This is a genomic window from Streptomyces sp. NBC_00094, assembly GCF_026343125.1.
GTDB lineage: Bacteria > Actinomycetota > Actinomycetes > Streptomycetales > Streptomycetaceae > Streptomyces.
Map to the genome: position 1 here is coordinate 3,796,748 of NZ_JAPEMB010000001.1, position 24,822 is coordinate 3,821,569.

Here is a 24,822-nt window from a genome sequence, read left to right on the forward strand (position 1 = left end):
GGGGGTGTGTACCGGTTCCTGAGAACGCCCCGCTGGTGGGGGATCAACATCTTCGTCCTGCTGGCGATCCCGTTCTGCGTCTTCATGGGGACCTGGCAGCTGGGTAAGTTCGAGGATCGCGTCGACTCCCACCGGGAGGCCGAACAGCGGCCCGCCGCGAGCTCGCTGGAGGCGGCGCCGCTGGACACCCTCCTGCCGGTGGACACGGAGACCTCCGGGCGGCCCGCCGAGGCGCGCGGCCGGTTCGGGGAGCAGTTCCTCGTCCCGGAGCGCGACCTTGACGGCCGCACCGGCTCGTACGTCCTGACACTGCTGAAGACGGACGGCGGCCGGTCCCTGCCGGTGGTCCGCGGCTGGCTCCCCACGGGCGCGAAGGCCCCGGCCCCGCCGTCCGGCGAGGTCACGGTGGTGGGCGCGCTCCAGGCCTCGGAGACCCCGGGGACGAAGGGCGTCCACACCGCGGGCGGCCTGCCCGAGGGTCAGCTCGGCATGATCAGCGCGGCGTCCCTGGTGAACGTGATCACCGACGAGGTGTACGACGCCTGGATCACCCTGGCCGACGCCCCCGCCGGTCTCACCCCGGTCCCGGCGGCCGCCGCGGCGGGGACGAGCCTGGACGTGAAGGCCTTCCAGAACCTCGGCTACACGGCGGAGTGGTTCGTCTTCGCCGGCTTCGTGCTCTTCATGTGGTTCCGCCTCGTGCGCCGTGAGGCGGAGGCCTCCCGGGACGAGGCGCTCGGCCTGTAGCCGGACACCCCTGCGGAAGGGGCCCGGAGGACGGTCGTCCTCCGGGCCCCTTCCGTACGGGGTGGGTCAGGAGCCGGAGAGGATGCCGGTCCGGTAGATCGTGCCCGCGCAGGCGTCCGAGACGGTCGCCACGGCGACGGGGCCGCCCGGCTCCGCGGTGTGGCTGACCGAGACGCTGCCGTCCGCGGTGCCGCCGTCCTCCCGGATCAGCTGCGCCGCCATACCGCTCTCCGCGCCCTCCGCGCTGGTCCCGCTGTCCGTGCCGGTGCCCGCACCCGTGCCCGTCCCCGCACCCGGATCCGTGCCGGGGTCCTGGGTGCTCGGGGGCGTCGTCTGCGGCTCGGTCGTCGGCGGCTCGGTCGGCGGCTCCGTCACCGGCTCGGTCGTCGGCGGCTCCGTCGGCGGCTCCGTCGGCGGCTCGGTCGTCGGCGTGGTCCCGGTCGAAGGACAGGTGTCACTCGGCACCCAGGCGAACCGCACCTCGTAGGAGTCGTTGGGCTTCAGGACGAGCGCGGACGCCTCCAGGGAGAGGTCGGGCAACCCGCTGCCGTCGTCGGAGGTGTGCCGGACGACCGAGATCCGCGCCGGGTCGGCGGCTCCCCTGGCCTCGAAGCTGACGATGCCGCTGCCGTCCACGACACAGGTCTGTCCGGACACGTTGGCCACGCGGAACGTGCCGTACACGTTCCCCGAGCCGGCGGGCCCACCCGTCTGCGCCGCGCTGACGCCGAGCTGGTCCGCCCCGCACCGCGGGACGCCGCCGGGCACCGGGTTCTGCGAGCTCCGCGGGCCGCCGCCGGTCGCGCCGGCCCCCGGCCGCTGCGGCTTGCCCGAGGCCCCGTCGACCGTGCCCTGACTGGGGGACACCTGGGACGCGGGGGGCTTGGCCGACTGGCCGCCCTCGACACCCGTCTCGGCTCCGGTGCCGCCCTGGGCGTCCTCGCCGTGGCCCGCGTTCACGGGGTTGGCGGCGGTGATCCCGCCCGAGTTCGCGACGTGCACGAAGGCGGGCACGGCGGTCCCGATGAGGACCGCGGCGGCCGCGGCGCCGACGAGGGCCTGCCGCTTGCGGGCACGTCGCGCGGGCACGGCACGGCGCAGGTGGTCCAGTGAACCGGTCGTGGGCTCGAGCCCCGCGACGGCGCCCTGGAGCAGCCGCCGCAACGCGAGCTCGTCGCCCGCCCCGCCCTCGGCACTCTCGCCGTCCTCGACGCGGTCCACGGGACCGGGATCGGGATCGACACCGACACTGGCCCCGGCCTCGGCACCGGCCACGGGACCGGAATCGACACCGGCCTCGGCCTCGGTCCCGGCGCCGTCCTCCGAGTCGGGGTCGGTCTCGGGATCGGTCTCGGGCTCGGGATCGGGATCGATGTTCAGCATCCGTCGTCCAGTCAGGTCGTCACGTTCATCGGCATCGCGTTCCTCGTGGCTCATGCGTTCGCCTCCATCACGACACGCAGCGCCGCGATGCCTCGCGAACCGTACGCCTTCACCGAGCCGAGGGATATTCCGAGCGTCTCCGCGACCTGGGCCTCCGTCATGTCCGCGAAGTACCGCAGCACGAGGACCTCGCGCTGCCGTCGCTGGAGCCCCTTCATCGCCTTGATGAGGTCGTCCCGCTCCAGCTGGTCGTACGCCCCCTCCTCCGCGCTGGCCATGTCCGGCATCGGCTTGGACAGCAGCTTGAGGCCGAGGATGCGTCGACGCAGGGCGGACCGGGAGAGGTTCACGACGGTCTGACGCAGGTACGCGAGCGTCTTCTCGGGCTCGCGCACCCGCTTACGGGCCGAGTGGACGCGGATGAACGCCTCTTGGACCACGTCCTCGCAGGAGGCCGTGTCATCGAGGAGGAGTGCCGCGAGACCGAGCAGCGACCGGTAGTGGGCACGGTAGGTCTCGGTCAGGTGGTCGACGGTGGTCCCGGCGGCCGGTACCCCGTCGGTGCTCGCGCGGGGGGACGGGATGCCGTCCATCCCGGTCACCCGGGATCCCGCGGGTACGGGGGCGATCACCGGCAGACCGCCGAGTCCGCGCTGCCGCCCGAACGGACGGACCTCCGGGCCGCGTACGGAACCGCGTACGGGGACGCCGAGGGCACCCCGCACGGGAAGCACTGCCGTGCCTGCTCCGCGCAACGGGGTGACGGTCGCGATGTCGAGTACCTCTGCCACGCTTGTTGGACACGCTTCACCCTGCCAGGGTTGTACGCGTACGCCACCGAATTCGACGGTGACCCGTATGTCCTCATGCGTAACCGTTCTCCCCCGATGCCCCGCTTTCACAGCGCGCCCGTGCCCCACAACCATGGGTGAACACAGAGACGCACCCCACCGAACCACTGGTTGCAGCAAGGGGGAAATGCATCGTCGAACACGACATCACCGCAGTTCAAGAGGTTTCTGACGCATTTTTGATCACAGGTCGTTCACAGATCCTACAAATCCGCGACAACGGATTCCGCGATCTGCAGCGCGTTCAGGGCGGCACCCTTACGGAGATTGTCGGCGCAGACGAAGAAGTCGAGGGCTCGCTCGTCGCCCATCGAGCGCCGCACCCGTCCGACCCACGCGGGATCGGTCCCGACGACGTCGGCCGGGGTGGGGAAGTCGCCCGCGGCGGGATCGTCGTACAGCACGACCCCCGGCGAGGTCGCCAGGACCTCGTGCGCGCGCCCGACCGTGACGGGGTGTTCGAAGCGGGCATGTACGGAGACGGAGTGGCCGCTCACGACGGGCACCCGCAGACAGGTGGCGGCGACCCGCAGCCCCGGCAGCCCGAGGATCCGCCGGGTCTCGTCCCGGACGCGCTCCTCCTCCGAGGAGGCCCCGTCGGCGCCCGCCTCGCCCGACCAGGGCAGGACGTTGAGCGCGAGGGGACCGGGGAAGGGACCACCGTTCTCGCCGACGGCCCGCCGTACGTCACCGGGGTGCGTACCGAGTTCGCCGTCGCCGGCCACCAGTCCGAGCTGCGCGCGGAGCGTGTCGACGCCCGCCTGACCGGCACCGGCGCCACTCGCGGCCTGCTGGGCGGTGACGACCAGTTCGGCGACCCCGAACTCGGCGTGCAGGGCGCCCACGGCGGCGATCAGCGCGAGGGTGGTGCAGCCCGGGCTCGCGACGATGCCCCGGGGGCGTACGCGTGCCGCGTGCGGATTGACCTCGGGGACCACGAGCGGCACGTCCGCGTCGCCGCGGAAGGCCGCGGAGGTGTCCACGACGACCGCGCCCTTGGCGGCGGCGATGGGCGCCCACTGCGCCGCCACCGCCTCGGGCACGAGGAAGAGCGCCAGGTCGACGCCTTCCAGGGACTCCTCGCCGAGCGCGAGGACCTCGCACTCCTCCCCGCGGACGGCGGCCTTGGAGCCGGCCGTCCCCGGGGAGTCGAGGAGGCGTATCTCGCCCCAGACGTCCGCGTGGTGCGTGAGCATCTGGAGCATCACCGAGCCGACGGCTCCGGTCGCACCGACGACCGCGAGCGTCGGCTTCGACGTCATCGGCCGCTGCCTCCATAGACGACGGCCTCGTCCGAGTCGCTGTCCAGTCCGAAGGCGGAGTGGACGGCGCGCACGGCCTCGTTGACGTCGTCGGCGCGGGTGACGACCGAGATCCGGATCTCGGAGGTCGAGATGAGCTCGATGTTCACGCCCGCGTCGGAGAGCGCCTTGAAGAAGTCCGCGGTGACGCCCGGGTTGGTCTTCATACCGGCGCCGACCAGGGAGATCTTGCCGATCTGGTCGTCATAGCGGAGCGAGTCGAAGCCGATCGCGCTCTTCGCCTTCTCCAGGGCGTCGATGGCCTTGCGGCCCTCGGCCTTGGGGAGGGTGAAGGAGATGTCCGTGAGCCCGGTGGAGGCGGCGGACACGTTCTGCACGATCATGTCGATGTTGATCTCGGCGTCCGCGACGGCACGGAAGATGGCCGCGGCCTCGCCCGGCTTGTCCGGCACGCCGACGACGGTGATCTTCGCCTCGGAGGTGTCGTGGGCGACGCCCGAGATGATGGCCTGCTCCACCTTGCGGTCCCCTTGCGGCTCGTTGCTGACCCAGGTGCCCTGCAGTCCCGAGAAGGACGAACGGACGTGGATCGGAATGTTGTAGCGGCGCGCGTACTCGACGCACCGGTGCAGCAGCACCTTGGAGCCGGAGGCGGCGAGCTCCAGCATGTCCTCGAAGGAGATCCAGTCGATCTTCTTCGCCTTCTTCACGACGCGCGGGTCGGCCGTGAACACACCGTCGACGTCGGTGTAGATCTCGCAGACCTCGGCGTCGAGCGCGGCGGCGAGCGCCACGGCCGTGGTGTCGGAACCGCCGCGGCCCAGCGTGGTGATGTCCTTCTTGTCCTGGGACACACCCTGGAAGCCGGCGACGATGGCGATGTTGCCCTCGTCGAGGGCGGTGCGGATCCGGCCCGGCGTGACATCGATGATGCGCGCTTTGTTGTGGACCGAGTCGGTGATGACACCTGCCTGGCTGCCCGTGAACGACTGGGCCTCGTGGCCCAGGTTCTTGATCGCCATGGCCAGCAGGGCCATGGAGATCCGCTCTCCGGCGGTCAGCAGCATGTCGAACTCTCGCCCGGCAGGGATCGGGGATACCTGCTCGGCGAGATCGATCAGCTCGTCCGTCGTGTCGCCCATCGCGGAAACCACGACGACCACCTGGTGGCCGTTCTTCTTGGCATCCACGATCCGCTTGGCGACGCGCTTGATGCCTTCGGCATCGGCAACGGAGGAGCCTCCGTACTTCTGCACGACAAGGCCCACGTGCGCTCCTCGCTCAGTGTGTGCCGCAGCCGGCGCTGCGATCGGCTCAGTCTAACGAGCGACCCGAAAACGCCGACCGTATATCACATCCTGAGATGTGACGCTCAAGAAGTGATCACAACGATGCGATTCTCAGCGCTTGAGGCTCCGCAGGCCCAGCGGCCCCGCGATCTCCTCGATCATCACGCGCCCCGCCTCCTCCGCGAGCTCCTCCTCCGCCAGGTCCTCGTCCGTGTCGAGCCCGTCCAGCTCCGCCAGCGGCTGGTCGAGGCGGACGTGGGCGACGAGGGACTGGAGGGCGCGGAGGGTCGCCGAGGCGGTCGGACCCCAGTTGGAGAAGTACGAGAACTGCCACCACCACAGCGCCTCGCTGGTCCGCCCCGCCCGGTAGTGGGCGAGACCGTGCCGCAGGTCGGTGACGATGTCGGCGAGGTTGTCCGAGATCCGGGCCGGGACCGGAGCCTTGCGCGGCTCGTACGGGTCGAACACCTCGGAGAAGACGTCGACCGGCTCCAGGAGCACGGCGAAGCGCTCGCGCAGGTCGTCCACGTCCGGCTCAGGACCGGTGTCCGGCTCGTACCGCTCGTCGGGAACGATGTCCTCGTGCGCGCCGAGCCGCCCGCCCGCGAGCAGCAGCTGCGAGATCTCCAGGAGCATGAACGGCACCGCGCTGTCGGGCTCGTCGCCCTTGGCCACCTCGGTGGTCGCGACGATGAAGCTCTCGATGGAGTCGGCGATCTGGACCGCGAAGTCGTCGGGGTCCTGCGTGACGGAGTGGAGCGTGGCGTCAGACATCGAGCAGCCTTCCTCGGGGCGCACCTGCGTGGGCTCGGTCCTCGTCGTCATACATCTAGCAGCCTCCGCCCCTCGAAGGCACGGCCGAGGGTCACCTCGTCGGCGTACTCCAGGTCGCCGCCGACCGGGAGCCCGCTCGCGAGCCGCGTCACCCTCAGGCCCATGGGCTTGATCATCCGCGCCAGGTACGTCGCGGTGGCCTCGCCCTCCAGGTTCGGGTCGGTCGCGAGGATCAGCTCCGTGACCGCGCCGTCCGCGAGTCGCGCGAGGAGCTCGCGGATGCGGAGGTCGTCCGGGCCGACGCCCTCGATCGGGCTGATCGCGCCGCCGAGGACGTGGTACCGCCCCCGGAACTCGCGCGTCCGCTCGATCGCCACGACGTCCTTCGGCTCCTCGACCACACAGATGACGGTCAGGTCGCGCCGCGGGTCCCGGCAGATGTTGCACTGCTCCTGCTGCGCCACGTTGCCGCAGACCGCGCAGAACCTGACCTTCTCCTTGACCTCCAGGAGCGCGTGCGCCAGCCGCCGTACGTCGGTGGGCTCGGCCTGGAGGATGTGGAAGGCGATCCGCTGCGCGCTCTTGGGACCGACGCCGGGCAGCCTGCCCAGCTCGTCGATGAGGTCCTGAACCACGCCTTCGTACAACGGAACGCCCTTCTCGGGGGTGCTTGATTCTTACGGTAGTGGCTGAAAGCGAGCCTTAGAAGCCCGCAGAAGGCCACAAAAGGACGAGGCTCAGAAGCCCAGGCCCGGCATCCCGCCCAGGCCCTGCGCCAGCGGGCCCAGCTTCGCCTGCTGGAGCTGCTGCGCGTTCTCGGTGGCGGCCTGCACGGCGGCGACGACCAGGTCGGCCAGCGTCTCCGTGTCCTCCGGGTCGACCGCCTTGGGGTCGATCACGAGGCCGCGCAGCTCGCCGGAGCCGGTGACGGTCGCCTTCACCAGGCCGCCGCCGGCCTGTCCCTCGACCTCGGTCGCGGCCAGTTCCTCCTGGGCGCGGGCGAGGTCCTGCTGCATCTTCTGGGCCTGCTGGAGAAGCTGCTGCATGTTGGGCTGGCCACCACCGGGAATCACGGTCACTCCTGAGGTTCGGTACGTCCGTATGTCGATACGCCCGAGCCTACGTGGTCGCCGACCACCCTGCCGCAACAACTCTTTCGAGTGAGAAACTGCGGGCTCCTCTACCTGATCAACACCCTCTTGCGGGCGGAAATCCTGGGATTCCGGGCCCACCGCCCACCATTCGGCGGTAGGAAGGGCAGGCACCACGTGCACCGCACGTCACAGCAGGACACGCGCGCTGAGCTGAACAGAGGAGTACCCCGGTGAGCCAGCAGCCGGACATGCAGCCGCCGGGGCAGCCCGGGGAAGACGCCGACCCACCGATCCGCGACCTGACCGGTGGGTCTTTCCCCCTGGGCGACTGGGGCGAGCCCGCGGAGCGGCTCGACGAGCTGTACCGCTGGGTCGAGGCCAACGCCCTGCGCACCGCCGAGTGGTACCTCTCCGACCGCGTCCGGAAGCGCCGCAGCGCCCGGATCCTGCGGTGCGGCACCGCGCTCGGGGTGATCGCGGGCGCCGCGCTGCCGCTGCTCGACCTGACCGGGGTGGCCGAGGGCGCCGCCGGCTGGGGCTATCTGTCGCTGCTGCTGGGCGCCGCCTGCATCGCGTGCGACCGGTACTTCGGGCTGACGTCCGGCTGGATGAGGGACGTGGCGACGGCCCAGGCCGTGCAGCGCCGGCTCCAGGCCCTGCAGTTCGACTGGGCCTCGGAGAGCGTCCGGGAGGTCCTGGGCCCGACGGAGGGCACCGCCAGCGAGGCGGCCGAGCGATGTCTCGGCGTGCTGCGCCGCTTCTCGGAGGACGTGACCGAGCTCGTACGGGCGGAGACCGCGGACTGGATGGTCGAGTTCCGCTCGGGCCCGGCTCCGCTGGCGCTCCAGTCGGTGGGCGTGATGCCCGCGCGCACGGAGAACGCCCACCCCGCGAGCCGCTTCCCCCTGATGCCCGGCACCCGGCCGAACATGCCGCGCCAGCGGCCCCCGGAGGCCCGCTGAGCCCCCGGAGGCCCGCCGAGCCTCCGGAGGGCGTGGCGGGAGGTCAGCTCAGGATGATCATCGAACCCTGCGCCAGGCTCCGGGTCGCCGCCGCGTGCAGCCCAAGCCACACGTGACGCTCCCGCGCGAAGGGGCTGTCGTCGTACGGAATCGGTCCTGCCGGCTCCTCCAGGGAGGTCGGCCGGTCCGGCGGCGCCGGGGGCGCCGGGGGGTTCATCGGGTCGATGCCGATCGAGGGCGCCACGTACTCGAGCTCCCGCAGCAGCCCGTACGAGGAGCCGAGCGGACCGCCTCCCTCCAGGAGCTCGTCGCTGGAGAGCGGCACCGGGAAGTCGACGGGCACGTACGCGCCCGCGTGGTCGTAGTGCCAGACCAGGTGCGACTGCTGGGCGGTCGCCTCGAACATCTCCAGGAGCTGCTCGTAGTCCCCGCCGAGCTCGCCGACCGGCTCGACCGGCAGCCCGCACATCTGGAGGAGGTACACACGGCGCAGGAAGTGCAGGGCCTCGTAGTCGAAGCCCGCGACCGGGGCGACGTCGCCGGCGAGCCCCGGCATGTACGCGTAGACGGGCACGGTGGGCAGGCCGGACGCGCTGAGCACGGCGTCGTAGGCCGCTATCTCCTCGGCGAAGGGATTGTCGGGGCTGTGACACAGCACGTCGACGAGGGGGACCAGCCACAGGTCACAGGCCAAGGGAGGCTCGCTCTCCGTCAGTTGCAGGGACGGCCAGGGTAGTCGGCACGGCCGACGACGCCCACCCGCTCAGGAACTGCCCCCGTATCCCCGGCCTCAATCCGAAGGGTTCCCTTCATCGCGCGCGGCCCTCCAGGCGGTCCGCCCACTCCAGCGAGTGCGTGTTGTACGCCCTGACGACCTCGACGGCCGCGTCCGCGTCGCCGCGCGTGACGGCGTCCACCAGCTCGATGTGTCCGCTCCACAGCCAGCCGAGCACGTCCCGCTCGGAGCGCAGGTAGGGCACGGAGAAGACCCAGGCCTGAACCCGGAGCTTGTGCAGGAAGTCGGCGATGTAGTCGTTGCCGGCGACCAGGCGCCCCAGCTCACGCCAGTAGCGGATGTCGTACCCGATGAGGATGTCCAGGTCCCCGGCGCGGGCGGCGCGGGCCGCGGCCTCGCCCCGGCGCCGTACGGAGACGAGCGCGACCCCGACGCCGAGGTCGGGTTCCGGCTCCCGTTCCGCGGCGGAGACGGCGGAGGCGGAGGAAGCGGCAGAGGAAGCGGAAGGGAAGACGCAAGAGGAAGAGGCGGGCGGGGGCAGGACGGCGGGCGCGTGGCGGCGGAAGAGGCCGTCGACGACGAGCATCCGGGCCTCGACCATCCGCCGGTAGTCGTCGACCGAGAACTCGTGGACGCGGAAACCGCGGTGCTGGTCGGAGTCGAGGAGCCCCTGCGCGCAGAGGTCGACGAGGGCTTCCCGTACGGGCGTCGCGGACACCCCGTACTGCTCCGCGATCTGCTTGACCGTGAACTCCTGCCCCGGCTGGAGACGGCCCGCGAGCACCTCGTCACGCAGCGCGTCCGCGATCTGCCGTCGCAGGGTGTTGCGGGTGACAGCTCCGCTCGCGGGCATGTGGTCGGCCCCCTCCGTCCGGCTTCGGACACCCTAGTCCAAACGGAGGGAACCTCCCCGAATTCGCCTTACGTCACGACTCGCTCACACGGTGTACTGGTCGGCCACGGACAGCGCCGCGTCCAGGGCCGCCAGGCCCTCCTTGGCCTCCGCGTCGGAGACGTTGCAGGCGGGGACGGCGTGCGTGCGGTTCATGTTGATGAAGGGCCACAGGCCGTTCTTCTTCGCCGCGGCGCCCAGGGCGGCCATCGGCGCGGCGGCCTCGCCGGCCGCGTTGTACGGGACGAGCGGCTCGCGCGTCTCGCGGTTCTTGACCAGCTCCAGCGCCCAGAAGACGCCCATGCCGCGCACGTCGCCGACCGACGGGTGGCGCTCGGCGAGCTCGCGCAGGCCGGGGCCGAGGACGGTCTCGCCGATGCGGGCGGCGTTCTCGACGACCTTCTCGTCCTCCATCACGTTGATGGTGGCGACGGCGGCGGCGCAGGCCAGCGGGTGACCGGAGTAGGTCAGACCGCCCGGGTACGGGCGCTTGTCGAAGGTCGCGGCGATCTCGGCGTTGATGGCGACGCCGCCGAGGGGCACGTAGCCGGAGTTCACGCCCTTGGCGAAGGTCATCAGGTCGGGCACGACGTCGAAGTGCTCGGCGGCGAACCACTTGCCCGTGCGGCCGAAGCCGGCCATGACCTCGTCGAGGATGAAGACGATGCCGTACTTGTCGCAGATCTCGCGCACGCCGGCGAGGTAGCCGGGCGGCGGGGTCATGATGCCGGCGGTGCCGGGCACGGTCTCCAGGATGATCGCGGCGATGGTCGCGGGACCCTCGAAGGCGATCGTGTCCTCCAGGTGCTGCAGGGCACGCGCACCCTCCTCCGCCTCGGTGGTGGAGTAGAAGGGCGAGCGGTAGAGGAACGGCGCCCAGAAGTGCACGACACCGGCGGAGGCGGTGTCGGAGGGCCAGCGGCGCGGGTCACCGGTCAGGTTGATCGCGGTGGAGGTGGCGCCGTGGTACGAGCGGTAGGCGGAGAGCACCTTCGTACGGCCGGTGTGCAGCCGGGCCATGCGTACGGCGTTCTCGACGGCCTCGGCGCCGCCGTTGGTGAAGAAGATCTTGTCCAGGTCGCCCGGGGTGCGCTCGGCGATGAGGCGTGCGGCCTCGGAGCGGACGTCGATGGCGAAGGCGGGCGCGAAGGTGGTGAGCTTCCCGGCCTGCTCCTGGATCGCGGCGACGACCTTGGGGTGCTGGTAGCCGATGTTGGTGTAGACGAGACCGCTGGTGAAGTCGAGGTAGCGGTTTCCGTCGTAGTCCCAGAAGTACGAACCCTCGGCGCCGGCGACGGCGAGCGGGTCGATCAGACCCTGGGCGGACCAGGAGTGGAAGACGTGCGCGCGGTCGGCGGCCTTGACGGCCGCGCCGGCCTGGGGATCGGGTGCGGCGACATGAGGGGTCATGCGGTCGAGGGTAAGGAATCGCAGGTGGGGCGGGCCATGGCCATCTTGTCCACCGAGACCGGGCCGGACGCGACACCTTGCTCTGTCCCGCTTTGAACCCGACCGGCGGCTCGGAGGAAGCCACATCCCAATTGACAGCAAGCTGTCATCATGACAGCCTTCTGTCATGGGAACCGAGACTGACACCAAGACCGTTCATCTCGCCGTCTACGACACCCTCGCCGACTGGGAGACGGGCCACGCCACCGCCTGGCTCGCCCGTGCCGGATACACGATCCGGACCGTCGGCCCGGTCGCGGGAGAGCCCGTCACGACGATCGCCGGGATCCGGATCGTCCCCGACCTCGCGCTCGCCGACCTCCGCGCCGAGGACAGCGCCCTGCTGATCCTTCCGGGCGCCGAGAAGTACGACGAGGGCGACGAGCTCGCCCCCTTCACGGCCAAGGCCCGTACCTTCCTCGACGCCGGCGTGCCGGTCGCCGCGATCTGCGGCGCCACGGCGGGCCTCGCGAAGGAGGGCCTCCTCGACGACCGCCCGCACACGAGCGCCGTCTCCTTCTACCTGGCCGCCACCGGCTACAAGGGCGGTGAGCACTACGTCGACGCGGACGCCGTGACCGACGGGGACCTGATCACGGCGGGCCCGACGGAGCCCGTCGCGTTCGCCCGCGAGATCTTCGCCCGGCTGGGCGCGTACGAGGGCAAGCGGGACGCCTGGTACCGCCTCTTCCACGACTCGGACCCGGCGGCGTTCGTCGAGCTGAACTCGTGAGCGGCGACCCCGCGAGCCGCCGGCAGCAGCAGGACGCCCTGTCCCGTACGGCCCTGGGCGTCTTCCGCCTGAACGGCCAGTTCCTCGCCGTATCGGAGAAGCTGGCCGAGCCGGCGGGCCTGACTGCCGCCTGGTGGCAGGTCCTCGGCGCCGTCCTCCCCGAGCCGCTGCCGGTCGCCGGGATCGCCCGCGTCATGGGCATCACGCGCCAGAGCGTCCAGCGGATCGCGGACCTTCTCGTACGGGAGGGCCTGGCGGCGTACGAGGCGAACCCCGCCCACCGACGCGCCAAGCTCCTCACCCCCACGGAGGCGGGCCGCGCGGCGATCGACCGCATCGAACCGGGCCACGCGGAACTGGCATCCCTGCTCATGCACGAGCTGGGCGGCCAGGAGGCCTTCGACGAGACGGTACGGGTACTGGAACGGCTCTCGGGCGCGCTGGAGGCGGTCAACGCGACCTACTCGGCCCCTGAGGCGGCCGACTAGGACCTGTCCGCCGAGCCGCTTCTCGCGCGCGCTTCGGTTCAGCGGCCGATCACGTCCACGGGGCAGCGGATGCCAGAGGCTCGGGCCAGACGTCCGTCCGCGGTGACCAGCGCACAGCCGTACGCCTCCGCCGCGGCGACGTAGGCGGCGTCGTAGGCGGTGAGGTTCCCTCGTAGCTCCCACATGCGGGGCAGCAGGACGCGCGACAGTGGAACGACGGGCTCCAGCTTCACGAGCGCGACGACGGCGTCCTCCGCGTGCTGCTTCGAAATCTTCCCGCCGAGCAGATTGCCCCGGATCACCGACAGCACCTCGATCGTCCAGTGCTCCGGCGCGATCCACCTGCTGTCGGCGGTGAGGGCTGCCCGGCAGCGGTCGCCGATGGCGCCTTCGTCGAGCAGTGAGAACGCGAAGACCGAGGCGTCGACGACGATCACTCGTCGCCCTCAGGTACGCCAAGGGCCCCGTCGCGCTCCTCACGCCCGCCCCGCAGGGCGCCCAGCACATCGGCGGCGTCGAGCCGCACCCCGTACCGCCCTGCGGAGAATCCCTCAAGCACGGCCAGATTGTCCCGACGCCGCACTTCGTCGCTCAGCACGTCGAAGAGGTACGCCTGCAACGACTGGCCTCGCTCACCCGCTATGGCCGCGAGCCGGTCACGCATGTCCTCGGGCACGTCACGAATCTGCAGTGCAACCATGCACACCATGGTTGCATGCACATCTGCATGCACGCAATCGCCCGAACCGCTACGGGCCCGTCTTGCCCGTGAACGGGAAGAGGGGGTAGCCGTCCGTGCACGGACCCCCGGGCGGGTCGTACGGCCACTCCATCCCGACCCGGTACAGCACGGTCAGCGCGATGGCCGCCGCGAGCGGCGCGAGCCACATGACCGCCCGCCCGCCCCGGAAGGGCCGGCGCCGCAGTGCGAAGGGGAGCAGGGACAGCAGCAGAGTCATGCAGACCCAGATGAGCAGCATCAACGCGTTCAGCCCGATGTTGCTGCTCGCGTCGTTCCCGAGCGGGCAGCCCGCCCACGACCGCACGGTCCACGCGGTGCCGCCGTACGTGCCGAGGGCAGCGAGGGCGCCGGCCATCCAGTACCAGCCGCACCCCGGAGCGGAAACGGGCGGCGGCGCGCCTTTCGTCGTCGATCCGCGCATCCCCGTGCCCTCCCTGAAGACCGCCGATCAGCGCCTGACGATCCGGTCGAGGACCTCGGCGAGGCGGGCCTTGAGCGCCGGGGCGTGGTGGAGGGGCTGCGGCTCGTCGTCGCGGGCTATCCGGACGCCTCGGTCCGCGAGAACGTACAACATGCGGAGCGTGCGCAGGCAGTTGGAGAGGTGCGCGGGGACGGGGACGCCGATGTCGTCCGCCCCGAAGTCGGCGGCGACCACGTCGAGCCAGGCCGTCGCCTCGTGCTCGCTCAGGTCGGCGCGGGTGAGGATACGGGCGACCGCCCTCGCCAGCCGGTCGTCCTCCAGCTGGTCCCACACGTGCGCGGTCGGCGCCGTCAGCCGCGCGGCGGCGAGCTCCAGCATCCGCACCGGGTCCACCTCGGCGTGGCGCCCGAACACGTCGAGAAGGTCCGCCCCGTGGGCGACCGCGTGGAGCCAGCCGAGCTTCTCGTCGTGGCCCCGCAGGTCCTCCTCCGCCGGGTACCAGCGCGCCAACGCGTCCACCCACTCCGACCTGAAGTCCCCCTTGCGCACGAGCATGGCGAGCACGAGCGGGGCGAAGGTGCGGGCCTGGATCTCCGGGTCGTCGAAGCGGGCCGCCATCTCGTCGCCGAGCGCGAGCCTCCGGGGCTCGTCGATCACCCCTCGCTCGATCCAGGTCGCGAGGACGGAGTAGGCCGCCCCGTCACGGATCCCCGGGTCGGGATCCGCGAGCGCGCGGGACAGCTCTCCTGTCAGTTCTTCCAGGTCACGGTCGGCGGGTATGGCGTAGTCGGCGGCTTCGATGCCGTTCCAGTCGGTCACAGCGGCACAATAAGCGCATACCGCCGCCTCACGCCGAGAATAAAATTTCACTGATCCCGAGCGGCCGTATGCGTGTCCGCGTACGCGTACGGGTCGGCGAACAGCTCGGTCACGGCGCTCCGCAGGAGCAGCGTGTGCACGAACCTGTCAGGCCCGGCCGGCGGGAACCGCCACGCGAGCGGCCAGGTCCGTCCCGTCAACGCGGGCACGGGTACGTAACTCACACGAGCGGGCCCCGCGTTGAAGCGGGTCACCCCGCGCGGCCACGAGCGGTGCGCCGTCGACCCCGGCGGCACCAGGAAATAGACCCCCTGCCGGCCGTTCGCCTCGATGACGACGGGGCCGGGGTCGCCCCCGGTGAGTACCTCTATCCAGTCCGCGAGCCGTCGCCCCTCCTCACCGTCGACACGAACGGCGTCGAATTGCACCCCTGCCTTGCGGAGTTGGAATCCGGAACTGGGAATCCAGTCCGCGTTTACTTCCCGATTCTCTGCATTCACGAGGTCATGTTCCCGCGCCGACGCTAGCGTTTTCCACGACTGCGGTGGGCGCGTCGGCAACCCCTTGACCTGCACCAACGCACCTTATGGGCAGTCGAATTCGGCGGGGAGCAGTTGAGACCGGTTGAGATCGGTTGAGTTCGGATGGGGATCGCGATGGCGCGAGAAGAGAACAAGGAATCGGTGGGACCTGCGGCGAGGATGGCCGCGACGGTGGCGAAGAGAATGCGCGTGAAGAAGGGCCTGACGCAGGAACAGCTCGGCGCGCAGATGGGCTACACCGGCGCGGCCATCAGCGCGATGGAACGGCTGCTCCACCCGGTGAGCGACGAGATGCTGGTGCATCTCGAACGCGTCCTGGGCGGCGGGACGGGCATCTTCGAGGAGATGCGGGAGCTCGTACGGCTGGAGAAGCTGCCCGAACAGTTCCGTGGGTACGCGCCGATCGAGCAGAAGGCGGTGGCGCTGTGGCTGTACGCGAACCACGTGGTCCACGGGCTGTTTCAGACGGAGGCATATGCGCGGGCGTTGATTGCGGGCGGCTACCCGGATCCCACCCCGGAACGGGTCGAAGAGCTGGTGGTCGGCCGGATGGCGCGGAAGGCGCTGTTCGACCGGAAGCAGGTGTGCGAGATCGAGCTGGTCCTCGACGAGTCGGTGCTGCGGAGGCCGATCGGAGGCAAGGAGGTGATGGAAGAGCAGCTGGCGCACCTGGCGGAGTGCGCGCGGAGGCGGAACGTGAACCTTCAGGTGCTGCCGCTGGATGCGGGTCTGGGAGGTGAGTACGCGGGCGCACGAGGCACCCTGGAGATCGTCGAGACTCCGGCCCACGACCGCGTGACCTACCTGGAGATTCAGGGCGAGAGTCTGCTGATCACCGACCGGGCGAAGGTCAGTACGCACCTGCAGCGATATGCGAGGATCCGGGCACAGGCCCTGGATCCGCGCAGGTCGCTGGGCGTCATCGAGGAGTTGGCGGGAGCACGGAGATGAACGAGACCCTGCACTGGTTCAAGTCCAGCTACAGCGACGACGGAGGCGGCAGCTGCGTCGAGGTCGCCTTCGACTGGCACAAGTCCTCCTACAGCGACGGCGGCGGCGGCAACTGCGTAGAGGTCGCCACCTGCGCCCACGCCGTCCACCTCCGGGACTCGAAGGTCGGCGACGGGCCCACGTTCGTCGTGGAGCCCGCCGCCTGGACCGTGTTCGTTGCCTGGCAGGACTGATCAGCAGTACAGGTTCGACCCGGCGGGGACGCCCAGGATCTGGGTGAACTGCTGGTACTTGGTGACCCGGCTCTGGACCTGGGCCGGGTTACCGCCGTTGCACTCCAGCGAGCCGTTGATCGCCCAGATGGTCTGGCCGAAGCCGGCGCCGTTGACCATGGCGTTGTGGGCGGTCATCGTGCCGGGGCCGTTCTGGGTGTTCCAGTACCAGAGGCCCGTCTGCATGGCGACGGCCGGATCCTGCTCGACCTTCCAGGGGTTGTTGAGCAGGTCGATGCCGAGGGCGTCACCGGCGGCCTTGTAGTTGAAGTTCCAGGAGAGCTGGATGGGGCCGCGGCCGTAGTAGGCGGCCTGGCCGGCCGGGCAGCCGTAGGGCTGGTTCGCGTCGCAGTAGTGCGGGTAGTTCGCCGTGTTCTGCTCGACGATGTGGACGAGGCCGCCCGTCTCGTGGGAGACGTTCGCGAGGAAGGCCGCGGCCTCCTGCTTCTTCACCGTGTCGCTGCCGGTGTTGGCGAAGCCGGGGTAGGACTTGAGGGCGGCGGTGAGGCCCGCGTACGTGTAGAAGGGGTTCCGGCTCGGGAACATCTGGTTGAACTGGGCCTCGGAGACCACGAATCCGGAGCTCGGCGGCGGGGTGGTGGGCGGAGTGGTGGGCGGAGTGGTACCGCCGCCGTCGCAGACGCCCTGGTCGGCCCAGACGCCCCACTCGCCGGTCGTGCCGGGGGTCTCGTTCTGGGTCCACCACTTGGCCGACCAGTTGTGGCCGTTGTGCGAGGCCGTCATCCCGCCCGTGTAGACGCTGGAGGAGCTCCACGCGGCCGCGCAGGCGGCGGCCGCTCCGGCGGAGGCGACGGGGAGGAGGACGGCGATTCCGACGGCCGTACAGAGCGCGGCCAACAGGGTGACCAACTTACGCAGCATGCGTACTTCCTTCCGGGTGGGGCCGGGTGGGGGAAGCCACAGAAAAGCGTGATTGGTCTGGACCTGTCAAGGTCTAGACCAAAACTCGTGACAGTCGGGGCTCCGCTTGCCCCGAGTTACCTCAGCGCTGGATGAGGCGCTCCAACAGGCTTGCAAGGAGCGCCCGTTCGGCGACGGAGAGGGGCTCCATCAGCTCGTCCTGGGCGTCGGCGAGGACCTCGTCGAGGCGCCGGAGGTGCGCGCGGCCGCGGTCGGTCATGGTGACGACGTTGCGGCGGCGGTCGGCGGGGTCGGGGGTGCGCTCGACGTGGCCCTGGTCGGCGAGTTCGTTGATGACGGAGACCAGGTCACTGCGGTAGATGCCGGTGCGGCGGCTGAGGCCGGCCTGGCTGGTGGGGCCGTGCTCGTCGAGCGAGACGAGGACCGCGTAGTGCCACTTGCGGGCGTCCTCGGCGGCGAGGCAGGCGCTGACGAGACGGTCGGCCTGGGCCGCGGTGAGGGCGAGGAGGCGACTGGGGAGGGCGCGGAGGCGCTCCGGAGTCTGGCGCTCGTCCATGTCGGGGGTCTCGGAAGGCTGCTCGCTCATGTCGCGCAGATTACCTCTTGCGTTAGTGGTCCGAACGATCTAGATTCGTTAGTGCCACGAACGTTAGTGATCTGAACGTTAGAGGAGTGAACGCCATGCCTATGATCGACGTCCTCGACTCGGCCATGTACTACGAGTCGTACGAGGGGACCGGGTCGCACCAGGGGACCGGGACGCCCTTCGTCTTCCTGCACGGCAACCCGACCTCCTCCCACCTCTGGCGGCACGTCCTTCCGGCGGTCGGGGGCGGGCGGCGGCTGCTCGCGCCCGACCTGATCGGGATGGGGCGCTCCGGAAAGCCGGAGATCACGTACGGGTACGGGGAGCAGGCCCGGTATCTGGAGGCCTGGTGCGAGGCGCTCGGGCTCGACGAGGTGGTGCTCGTGGGCACCGACTGGGGCGGATCGCTCGCCTTCGACCTGGCCGCCCGGCACCCCGGGCGGGTGCGCGGGGTGGCGTTCATGGAGACGATCCTGCGACCGATGGCCTGGGCCGAGTTCCCGGAGAAGGCGCGGGACCGCTGGCGGGCCTTCCGCACCCCGGGGGTGGGCGAGGAGCTGGTCCTGGAGAAGAACCTCTTCATCGAGGACTCGTTCACGCAGACCGTGCTGACGGGCCTCGCCGAGGCCGATCTGGACGCCTACCGGGCGCCGTTTCCGACGCCGGAGTCGCGGCGGCCGATGCTGGAGTGGGCGCGGGCGATGCCGCTGGACGGGGAGCCGGCCCAGGTGGTGGCACGGATCGAGGAGTACGGGAAGTGGCTGGCGGCCAGTCCGGAGGTGCCGAAGCTGCTGCTGACCTTCGAGGGCTCCCCGACACTGATGATCGACGGCCCTACGGCGGAGTGGTGCGCGGAGCACATATCCGCGCTGACCACGGTCGCGTGCGGTCCGGCGGGGCACCAGGCCCCGGAGGACCGGCCGCAGGAGATCGCGGAGGCGCTCACCGCCTGGGCGGACCTGCACGGCCTCGGATAGCGCCGTGCCCTCCACCGGGGGCCGGGGAGGGCACGGGTGCGGGAGACCGCCGACTACAGGGGCAGGGCCTGGGTGACGTCGGGGAGCGCGGAGGTCGCCGCACCGCCCGTGACGGCGCTCAGGGGGGAGTCCGGCTGGCTGGCGGCACCGGTGACGGGGCCGAGGAGACCGGTCGCGCCCGCCAGGGGGTCGCCGGCCGCGGCGGCGGCACCCGCGCCGAGACCGATGGCGGAGGCGGCGAGGGCGAGGGCGGTGATGACGCGCTTGGAGGAAGAGTTCATGCCCCGCTAACGATCCCCCACGCCCCAGGTACCGGTACACGCTCCCCATCCACCCCCTGGGGGCCTTGGCGGCCCCCGGCAGAGGTCAAGGCCCGACAGGCCGGCGGCAGGTCCGGCAGGTCCGGCAGGTCCGGCAGGTCCGGCAGGGGGTCAGATCATCAGGACGATGCGGCCCGGGCGGTGGCCCGCCTCCGCGCGCCGGTGGGCCTCGGCGGCCTCCTCAAGGGGCAGGACGTCGGCCACCCGGGTGATCACCTCGCGGGCCGCCACCTTCTCCAGCGTCTCCTTCAGGCGGGCGGCGTCCGGCGCCGCCCGGACGGCCTCGACACGGATGTTCCGCTCGGCGGCCGGAATCCGGTCGGGAGCGATCGCGGCGAAGACGCCGCCGTCCTTCAGCACCGGGAGGAGCCCCTCGCCGGCGAGCGCCCCGTCGAAGATGCCGTCCACCCGCTCCGGGGCGACCGCGAGCACCCTGGCCAGCACCTCCTCCGGCGTGCCGCGCGGCACGGCGTGCTCCGCGCCGAGGATCTTCAGCTCGCTCTCGTCACCCTCGTGGGCGACGGCCACCACCCGCAGTCCGGCCGCCGCCGCGTACTGGACCGCGAAGCGGCCCACCACGGCGCTCGCACCGGTCACCAGCAGCGTCGCCCCCTCGGGGAGGCCGAGCCGGTCGAGGCCCAGCTGGGCCGTGGCCGAGGCCAGGGGGACGGACGAGGCCACGGTGAACTCCACGTCGTCCGGGATCGGGGCCAGCCAGGCCGGGTCGACCCGTACGACCTCCGCGTACGTGCCCTCGCCGGTCAGCTCCTCGTACCAGGGCACGAAACCGGCCACACGGGTTCCCGGGGGCATCCCGGGCAAGGGATCGAGCAGCTTCCCCGCGAAGTCCGTCCCCAGGACGAACGGGGGCTTGAGCGCGCCGACCGCGTCCGCGTACCGGCCGGCCCGGATCCGCAGGTCCGCCTGGTTCACACCGGCGGCCTTGAGCCGCACGCGCACCCTTCCCGGGACGTCCCCGGCCTCCGGCTCCGGCCGGCGGGCCATTCGGAGGACCTCGGGTCCGCCGTAGGCGGTCACTTCGACGACACGCATGGGGTACTCCTCAGACGGAAAGCCCCCTCGTGGCCATTACACCCACGCTCGACACCCCCCAGCAACCCCTGTTGGCCCGGCTGAAGGACCTACCTGTCGCCCCAACCGAAGGAAGGGAGAACTCCGGGTGACGAGCCGCCGCACACCCCCACGGAACCGCACACGCGTGCGTACCGTCGCGCGGGTGGACTGGCTTACCGCTGAGAACCTCATCGCCTTGGTCACCGCACTCCTCGGCGTCCTCGTCTCCACGGGGGCCGTCTGGTACGAGCGGCGGGTGCCGCACCAGCGGCGGATCGGCTACCGCGTCCAGCTGGACACGACCATCGGGAACGCCGCGGCGAACGGCGCGGTGACCGGCCCCGGCGCGGCCGTGCGGCGAGGGTTCTTCAACACGAGCCCGGACCTGCGGAACGCCACCCTCGTCCTGCTCCGGATAGAGAACGACGGGGCCATGTCGATCGGCGCCGACCACTACACGGACGGTGACGACCATGGACTCACGGTCGAGTTCGCACAGCGGCGGGTGAAGGCGGTCGTGGTGACCGCGCCCGACCACCCCCGGCTGCTCAGCCACTTCCCCGACAGCTGGCAGGGCCCGGCGGAGGGCGCGGCCACCATCCTGCTGCCCAAGGTCCCGCTCAACCGCGGCGCCCACTACAAGCTGCTCGTGCTGCTCACCGGCGGCCCGATAGGCGACCCGGTGTCGGTCGACGGCAACCTCGCCGAGGGGCACGTCCACGTCAACCACAGCACGACCCCCGACGACAAGCCGCCCGTCTTCAGCCGGGTCGCGCGGACCGTCACGGTCGTCCTCACCGTCTGTGTCGTCGCGCTCGCGGCGATCATCGTCCGGGAGCAGACCCCGCCGCCGATCGGCTGCGCCAGGGGCGAGCTCACCGTCACCGGCTCGACGGCCTTCGCGCCGGTCGTGCGGGAGCTCGCGAAGAAGTACGAGAAGGACTGCGAGGGATCGAAGGTGACCGTGAGCGCGCACGGCTCGACCTCCGGGATACGGGGGCTGGCCGAGACCGGGCCGAAGTCCGCCAAGGGCTCCCCCGCCCTCATCGCCCTCTCCGACGGGCGCAAGCCGAGCGGCTACCCGCAGCTCCGGGAGAGCATGGTCGCGGTCTCCCTCTTCACCCTCGTCCTCAACGACGGGATACCGGTGGACAGCCTCACCCTGGACGAGATCCGCCGCGTCTACCGGGGCGAGATCACCAACTGGAAGCAGCTGGTCCCCGGTCTCGACCAGCCGGTGCTGCTGATCAGCAGGGACGCCAACTCCGGTACGCGGGAGGTGTTCCAGCGCCGGGTCCTCGGCCGCAACGAGCTCGCCAACTCCTCGCTGAACTGCTCGACCCTCGACGACCCCGCGTCGAAGGTGATCCGCTGCGAGCTCGACTCCACCGAGCAGGTCCTGTCGACGGTCGCCAAGCTCCCCGGGGCCATCGGCTACACCGAACTCCGCAGCGGCAGCGGCCTGAAGGGGCTGCACCGGGTGGCCATCGACGAACGCAGGCCCCTCGTCGACGAGATAGGGGAATCCAGCTATCCGTACCGGGAGATCGAGTACGCCTACACCTGGGGTCAGCCGCCGGCCGACTCCCTGACCTCCAGCTTCCTCACCTATCTCATCCGGGGCAGCGGCCAGGACGTCATCCTCACCCACGGCCATCTGCCCTGCGCCACCCCGAAGGGGCTGCGGATCTGCGGAGACGGCTGACGCGCGGTCTGGCATGCTCTGACGACGTGGAGCCATTGAACCCGGAAGACCCGGTCAGCATCGGCCCGTTCCGCCTGATCGGCCGCCTCGGGGTCGGGGGCATGGGCCGGGTGTTCCTGGCGCGTTCGGCCGGTGGTCGGACCGTCGCGGTGAAGGTCGTGCACGCGGAGCTGGCCGCCCAGGAGGAGTTCCGGCGCCGGTTCTCCCGCGAGGTCGCCGCCCTGGAGCGGGTCGGTGGCACGGGCACGGCGCCCGTACTCGGTTCGGACACCTCCGCCGAGGCGCCGTGGGTGGCCATCGGCTACGTGCCGGGGCCGTCGCTGCGGGCCGTCGTCGGCGAGGAGTTCGGGCCGCTGCCGCCCGAGACCGTGCGGGCGCTGGCCTCCGGGCTCGCCCGGGCCCTCGTCCACATCCACGACGCCGGGCTGGTCCACCGCGACCTCAAACCCTCCAACGTGCTGCTGACCGTCGACGGACCCCGGCTCATCGACTTCGGCATCGCCCGCGCCGTCGACACCGTCGCCGACGGCGGCGGACTGACCAGCACCGGGGCGGTCGTCGGCTCGCCCGGGTTCATGTCGCCCGAGCAGGTCCGCGGCGAACACGTCACGCCCGCCTCGGACGTCTTCTGCCTCGGCTCCGTCCTCGCCTACGCGGCGACCGGCCGCTCCCCCTTCGGGACGGCGGACAGCGGCGTCCACGCCACCATGTTCCGCATCGCCCACGACGAGCCCGACCTGACGGACCTCGCGCCCGAGCTCGCCGGCCTCATCCGGGCCTGCCTCGCCAAGGACCCGGCGGCGCGGCCCTCGGCGACCGAGATCGTCGAGACCCTCCCGGTCGCCGACCCCTGGCTCCCGGCGGACGTCCTCGCCCGCCTCGGCCGGCACGCGGCCCGCCTCCTGGAGGCGGAGGCCGGGACGGACGCCGGAGCCTGGGCGGGTGCCGGAAGCCAGGGGCCACGGACCGGGGGCTCCGCCCTCTCCGCCGGTGACCCGACGCCCTCCACGCCCCTGCCGCCCACCGCCCGTACGGAGCGGGCCCGCCCCCGGCGGCGTACGGCCCTGGTCGCCGCCCTGGCGGCGCTCGTGGTGGCCGCCGCGGCCACCGTCACGTACACCTTCTGGCCCGACCCGGACACGGGCTCCGACGAGCAGAAGAACCGCGGCAAGGGCGAGACCGACGGCATCTCCGCCCGGCCCGCCGGGATCGTCCCGGCCGGCTTCCTCGGCGCCTGGGAGGGTGTGCTCCAGGGCGCGGCCGACCACCCCCGGGAGACCGCCCGGATCGAGATCACGCAGGGCGCGGCCGGCGCCAAGAACGCCGTCTACGTCCGTGTCGCCGAGGACCGGCTGTGCATGGGCCGCTCCCGGCTCGTCTCCGCCGACGAGGACAAGGTCGTCTTCGGCGAGTCCGACGTCACGAACAGCGTGCCCGCCGCGCGGTGCACCCCGGCGCCCCACCAGACCCTGACCCTGCGCTCCCCCGACGTCCTGGAGTGGACCTCGGGCGCCGCGAAGGCCACCTTCCGCAAGGCGCCCACCGGCACGACCGTCGTCCCCGCCCGCTTCCTCGGCCGCTGGCGCAGCAAGCCCATGCCGGAAATCTACGGCGACACGGACGACCGCTTCACCACGGAGGTGACGGTCAGCCAGGGCCCGATCGGGACCCCGCTGGTCCGCATCACCGACGTCTTCCCGAGGACGGACGCGGAGGGCCAGATGACCTCGGACGTCGTCAGCTGCTCGTCCACGGCCGTCCTCGCGGGCGTCGGCGACCTCCTCGTCATCGGCCCGCAGGTCAGCGACGCGGGCACCCTGGACCCCGAGTGCCCCGAGAACGGCTCCAGTTACCTGGTCGTGGACAAGTGGAAGGGCAAGGACCTGCTCCGCGTCTACCCGATGATCGACTCGGAGCCGGGCGAGTTCCTGCGGCTCTAACCGCCGACCCCGAGGAGCTCCAGGGCGGCGCGGGCGGCCTCCAGGAGCGGCGTACCGACGGTCCCGAGCACTGCGGCGATCCCGGCGACGGTCACCAGGGCCCGGCGCCGCGTCTGCTGCGCGTCGGCGGGCGCGTCCACCGCGGGCGCGGGCGCCGCGAGTACGTCCGCCGCGAGCACGGGCAGCGCCTCGTCGAAGGCGCCCCGGTCCTCGGGCGCCACCTCGGCGCGCAGCTCCCGCATGAGCGCGACGACGGCCCGCAGCGCCTCCTCCAGGGTCGGCTGGGCGGCGACATGATGGTGGACGATGCCGGTGTGGGCTGTGCCGCCGAAGATGTTGACCTGGTCGCCGCCGCCGTAGTTGTCTCCGGCCATCACTTCACGATCCCCGTGTGGTCGCGGCCCCCGATGATGTTGACGGTGTCCCCGGTGTAGTTCTTCGTGTTGACCGTCAGCTCCTCCACCCGGACATGGAATTCCGTGTCCGGGTTCTCGATCGCGAGCGCGATCCGGCGGACGAGATCCGCGAGCAGGCTCGCGTCGCCGCTGGTGAGCACGGCGAGTGCCGCCCCCGTGGTCTCGATGGCCAGGACCGAGTGCGGCTGCCGGAAGAGAACGACCAGCAGGTCGGCGACGGCATAGACGAGGATCGCGATGCAGACGAGCTGGATGACGCCCGCGCCGTCGCCGGAGGCTTCGATGGCCAGGGCCAGCACCAGGATCGGGAGGATCGCGATCACCAGGAACCGTTTCACGGCGGCCCCGCGGTCGGGCGTGACGACGTACGTGTGGACGCGGGCGATGTTCCCCAGCGGATAGCACGCGCGGTTCACCCACAGGAGACGCTTGCTGACGCTCACGTCGACGGTTCTGACGTCTCTCGGCGGCGGAGCGGGTGGATGGTTCGGCGGTGGAGGTGGAAGGAGAGGTCC

At 71.3% G+C, this 24,822-nt stretch carries 30 protein-coding genes; 9 read left to right on the forward strand and 21 right to left on the reverse strand.

What is annotated here, in order from left to right; translation table 11 throughout:
- Positions 1–6 precede the first annotated feature (6 nt).
- Positions 7–747 (forward strand): SURF1 family protein, encoded by a 741-nt coding sequence (locus OG580_RS16540; RefSeq protein WP_267044446.1) that lies wholly within the window; start codon positions 7–9, stop codon positions 745–747.
- A gap of 66 nt (positions 748–813) precedes the next feature.
- Here OG580_RS16540 and OG580_RS16545 read toward each other — a convergent pair whose 3' ends face one another.
- The 7 genes from OG580_RS16545 to OG580_RS16575 form a co-directional block, all read right to left on the reverse strand.
- A complete protein-coding gene (locus OG580_RS16545; RefSeq protein ID WP_267044447.1) occupies positions 814–2,184 on the reverse strand; it encodes a hypothetical protein in 1,371 nt (456 codons plus the stop codon).
- Complete coding sequence (locus OG580_RS16550) at positions 2,181–2,768, reverse strand: SigE family RNA polymerase sigma factor (RefSeq protein ID WP_267048026.1); 588 nt, start codon at positions 2,766–2,768, stop codon at positions 2,181–2,183. Before OG580_RS16550 ends, OG580_RS16545 begins: the two co-directional genes overlap by 4 nt.
- Before the next feature lie 416 nt (positions 2,769–3,184).
- Positions 3,185–4,243: an aspartate-semialdehyde dehydrogenase gene (locus OG580_RS16555; RefSeq protein WP_267044448.1), complete on the reverse strand. Its 1,059-nt coding sequence runs from the start codon at positions 4,241–4,243 to the stop codon at positions 3,185–3,187.
- On the reverse strand, positions 4,240–5,511 hold the full coding sequence (locus tag OG580_RS16560; RefSeq protein WP_267044449.1) for an aspartate kinase: 1,272 nt from the start codon (positions 5,509–5,511) through the stop codon (positions 4,240–4,242). Before OG580_RS16560 ends, OG580_RS16555 begins: the two co-directional genes overlap by 4 nt.
- Positions 5,512–5,643: 132 nt before the next feature.
- Positions 5,644–6,306, reverse strand: coding sequence for a DUF5063 domain-containing protein (locus tag OG580_RS16565; RefSeq protein ID WP_267044450.1), 663 nt, complete (start codon positions 6,304–6,306; stop codon positions 5,644–5,646).
- A gap of 47 nt (positions 6,307–6,353) precedes the next feature.
- Positions 6,354–6,953 (reverse strand): recombination mediator RecR, encoded by a 600-nt coding sequence (gene recR, locus OG580_RS16570; RefSeq protein WP_043221197.1) that lies wholly within the window; start codon positions 6,951–6,953, stop codon positions 6,354–6,356.
- A gap of 90 nt (positions 6,954–7,043) precedes the next feature.
- Positions 7,044–7,379 (reverse strand): YbaB/EbfC family nucleoid-associated protein, encoded by a 336-nt coding sequence (locus tag OG580_RS16575; protein ID WP_267048027.1) that lies wholly within the window; start codon positions 7,377–7,379, stop codon positions 7,044–7,046.
- Positions 7,380–7,648: 269 nt separating this feature from the next.
- On the opposite strand from OG580_RS16575, the gene OG580_RS16580 reads away from it, so the two are divergent.
- On the forward strand, positions 7,649–8,362 hold the full coding sequence (locus OG580_RS16580; protein WP_267048028.1) for an SLATT domain-containing protein: 714 nt from the start codon (positions 7,649–7,651) through the stop codon (positions 8,360–8,362).
- A gap of 43 nt (positions 8,363–8,405) precedes the next feature.
- Here OG580_RS16580 and OG580_RS16585 read toward each other — a convergent pair whose 3' ends face one another.
- The 3 genes from OG580_RS16585 to OG580_RS16595 all read right to left on the reverse strand — a co-directional run bounded on the left by OG580_RS16585 (position 8,406) and on the right by OG580_RS16595 (position 11,400).
- Complete coding sequence (locus OG580_RS16585) at positions 8,406–9,056, reverse strand: hypothetical protein (RefSeq protein ID WP_267044451.1); 651 nt, start codon at positions 9,054–9,056, stop codon at positions 8,406–8,408.
- A gap of 115 nt (positions 9,057–9,171) precedes the next feature.
- Positions 9,172–9,951, reverse strand: a complete 780-nt coding sequence (locus OG580_RS16590; protein WP_267044452.1) for a GntR family transcriptional regulator — start codon at positions 9,949–9,951, stop codon at positions 9,172–9,174.
- Positions 9,952–10,035: 84 nt separating this feature from the next.
- Positions 10,036–11,400 (reverse strand): aspartate aminotransferase family protein, encoded by a 1,365-nt coding sequence (locus OG580_RS16595; protein ID WP_267044453.1) that lies wholly within the window; start codon positions 11,398–11,400, stop codon positions 10,036–10,038.
- Between the two features lie 166 nt (positions 11,401–11,566).
- Here OG580_RS16595 and OG580_RS16600 point away from each other — a divergent pair, with 166 nt between their 5' ends.
- Together OG580_RS16600 and OG580_RS16605 are read left to right on the forward strand one after the other, a co-directional pair.
- Entirely contained in the window at positions 11,567–12,172 is a 606-nt protein-coding gene (locus OG580_RS16600; RefSeq protein ID WP_267044454.1) for a DJ-1/PfpI family protein, read from the forward strand.
- Positions 12,169–12,660 (forward strand): MarR family winged helix-turn-helix transcriptional regulator, encoded by a 492-nt coding sequence (locus tag OG580_RS16605; protein ID WP_267044455.1) that lies wholly within the window; start codon positions 12,169–12,171, stop codon positions 12,658–12,660. The genes OG580_RS16600 and OG580_RS16605 overlap by 4 nt, the downstream gene beginning before the upstream one ends.
- Before the next feature lie 38 nt (positions 12,661–12,698).
- Here OG580_RS16605 and OG580_RS16610 read toward each other — a convergent pair whose 3' ends face one another.
- Genes OG580_RS16610 through OG580_RS16630 form a run of 5 tightly spaced genes read right to left on the reverse strand, consistent with a single transcriptional unit; the run spans position 12,699 to position 15,142 of the window.
- Entirely contained in the window at positions 12,699–13,097 is a 399-nt protein-coding gene (locus OG580_RS16610) for a type II toxin-antitoxin system VapC family toxin (RefSeq protein ID WP_267044456.1), read from the reverse strand.
- On the reverse strand, positions 13,094–13,360 hold the full coding sequence (locus OG580_RS16615) for a hypothetical protein (RefSeq protein ID WP_267044457.1): 267 nt from the start codon (positions 13,358–13,360) through the stop codon (positions 13,094–13,096). The genes OG580_RS16610 and OG580_RS16615 overlap by 4 nt, the downstream gene beginning before the upstream one ends.
- 49 nt (positions 13,361–13,409) lie before the next feature.
- Positions 13,410–13,823 carry a hypothetical protein gene (locus OG580_RS16620; RefSeq protein WP_267044458.1) on the reverse strand — a complete coding sequence of 138 codons (414 nt, stop codon included), beginning with the start codon at positions 13,821–13,823 and terminating at the stop codon, positions 13,410–13,412.
- Positions 13,824–13,850: 27 nt separating this feature from the next.
- Positions 13,851–14,642: a DUF2785 domain-containing protein gene (locus tag OG580_RS16625; RefSeq protein WP_267044459.1), complete on the reverse strand. Its 792-nt coding sequence runs from the start codon at positions 14,640–14,642 to the stop codon at positions 13,851–13,853.
- 47 nt (positions 14,643–14,689) lie between these two features.
- A complete protein-coding gene (locus tag OG580_RS16630) occupies positions 14,690–15,142 on the reverse strand; it encodes a hypothetical protein (protein WP_267044460.1) in 453 nt (150 codons plus the stop codon).
- Between the two features lie 156 nt (positions 15,143–15,298).
- On the opposite strand from OG580_RS16630, the gene OG580_RS16635 reads away from it, so the two are divergent.
- Complete coding sequence (locus OG580_RS16635) at positions 15,299–16,135, forward strand: helix-turn-helix transcriptional regulator (protein ID WP_267044461.1); 837 nt, start codon at positions 15,299–15,301, stop codon at positions 16,133–16,135.
- On the forward strand, positions 16,132–16,368 hold the full coding sequence (locus OG580_RS16640; protein ID WP_267044462.1) for a DUF397 domain-containing protein: 237 nt from the start codon (positions 16,132–16,134) through the stop codon (positions 16,366–16,368). Before OG580_RS16635 ends, OG580_RS16640 begins: the two co-directional genes overlap by 4 nt.
- On the opposite strand, the gene OG580_RS16645 is transcribed toward OG580_RS16640, so the two are convergent.
- Both OG580_RS16645 and OG580_RS16650 read right to left on the reverse strand, forming a co-directional pair.
- Positions 16,369–17,289 (reverse strand): glycoside hydrolase family 19 protein, encoded by a 921-nt coding sequence (locus OG580_RS16645; RefSeq protein ID WP_267044463.1) that lies wholly within the window; start codon positions 17,287–17,289, stop codon positions 16,369–16,371.
- Positions 17,290–17,410: 121 nt separating this feature from the next.
- Positions 17,411–17,875 carry a MarR family winged helix-turn-helix transcriptional regulator gene (locus tag OG580_RS16650; protein WP_267044464.1) on the reverse strand — a complete coding sequence of 155 codons (465 nt, stop codon included), beginning with the start codon at positions 17,873–17,875 and terminating at the stop codon, positions 17,411–17,413.
- Positions 17,876–17,970: 95 nt separating this feature from the next.
- On the opposite strand from OG580_RS16650, the gene OG580_RS16655 reads away from it, so the two are divergent.
- A complete protein-coding gene (locus tag OG580_RS16655; RefSeq protein ID WP_267044465.1) occupies positions 17,971–18,852 on the forward strand; it encodes a haloalkane dehalogenase in 882 nt (293 codons plus the stop codon).
- A 53-nt stretch (positions 18,853–18,905) separates the two neighbouring features.
- On the opposite strand, the gene OG580_RS16660 is transcribed toward OG580_RS16655, so the two are convergent.
- Both OG580_RS16660 and OG580_RS16665 read right to left on the reverse strand, forming a co-directional pair.
- Complete coding sequence (locus OG580_RS16660) at positions 18,906–19,133, reverse strand: hypothetical protein (RefSeq protein ID WP_267044466.1); 228 nt, start codon at positions 19,131–19,133, stop codon at positions 18,906–18,908.
- A gap of 150 nt (positions 19,134–19,283) precedes the next feature.
- Positions 19,284–20,225, reverse strand: coding sequence for an NADP-dependent oxidoreductase (locus OG580_RS16665; protein ID WP_267044467.1), 942 nt, complete (start codon positions 20,223–20,225; stop codon positions 19,284–19,286).
- Positions 20,226–20,409: 184 nt separating this feature from the next.
- On the opposite strand from OG580_RS16665, the gene OG580_RS16670 reads away from it, so the two are divergent.
- Both OG580_RS16670 and OG580_RS16675 read left to right on the forward strand, forming a co-directional pair.
- The gene (locus OG580_RS16670; RefSeq protein ID WP_267044468.1) at positions 20,410–21,951 is read left to right on the forward strand and encodes a substrate-binding domain-containing protein; all 1,542 of its coding nucleotides are present in this window, start codon (positions 20,410–20,412) and stop codon (positions 21,949–21,951) included.
- A gap of 26 nt (positions 21,952–21,977) precedes the next feature.
- Positions 21,978–23,891, forward strand: coding sequence for a serine/threonine-protein kinase (locus tag OG580_RS16675; RefSeq protein ID WP_267044469.1), 1,914 nt, complete (start codon positions 21,978–21,980; stop codon positions 23,889–23,891).
- On the opposite strand, the gene OG580_RS16680 is transcribed toward OG580_RS16675, so the two are convergent.
- Both OG580_RS16680 and OG580_RS16685 read right to left on the reverse strand, forming a co-directional pair.
- Positions 23,888–24,265 (reverse strand): hypothetical protein, encoded by a 378-nt coding sequence (locus OG580_RS16680; RefSeq protein WP_267044470.1) that lies wholly within the window; start codon positions 24,263–24,265, stop codon positions 23,888–23,890. The two genes, OG580_RS16675 and OG580_RS16680, sit on opposite strands and share 4 nt — an antisense overlap.
- Positions 24,265–24,750, reverse strand: a complete 486-nt coding sequence (locus OG580_RS16685; RefSeq protein WP_267044471.1) for a DUF6232 family protein — start codon at positions 24,748–24,750, stop codon at positions 24,265–24,267. Before OG580_RS16685 ends, OG580_RS16680 begins: the two co-directional genes overlap by 1 nt.
- Between the last annotated feature and the right edge of the window lie 72 nt (positions 24,751–24,822).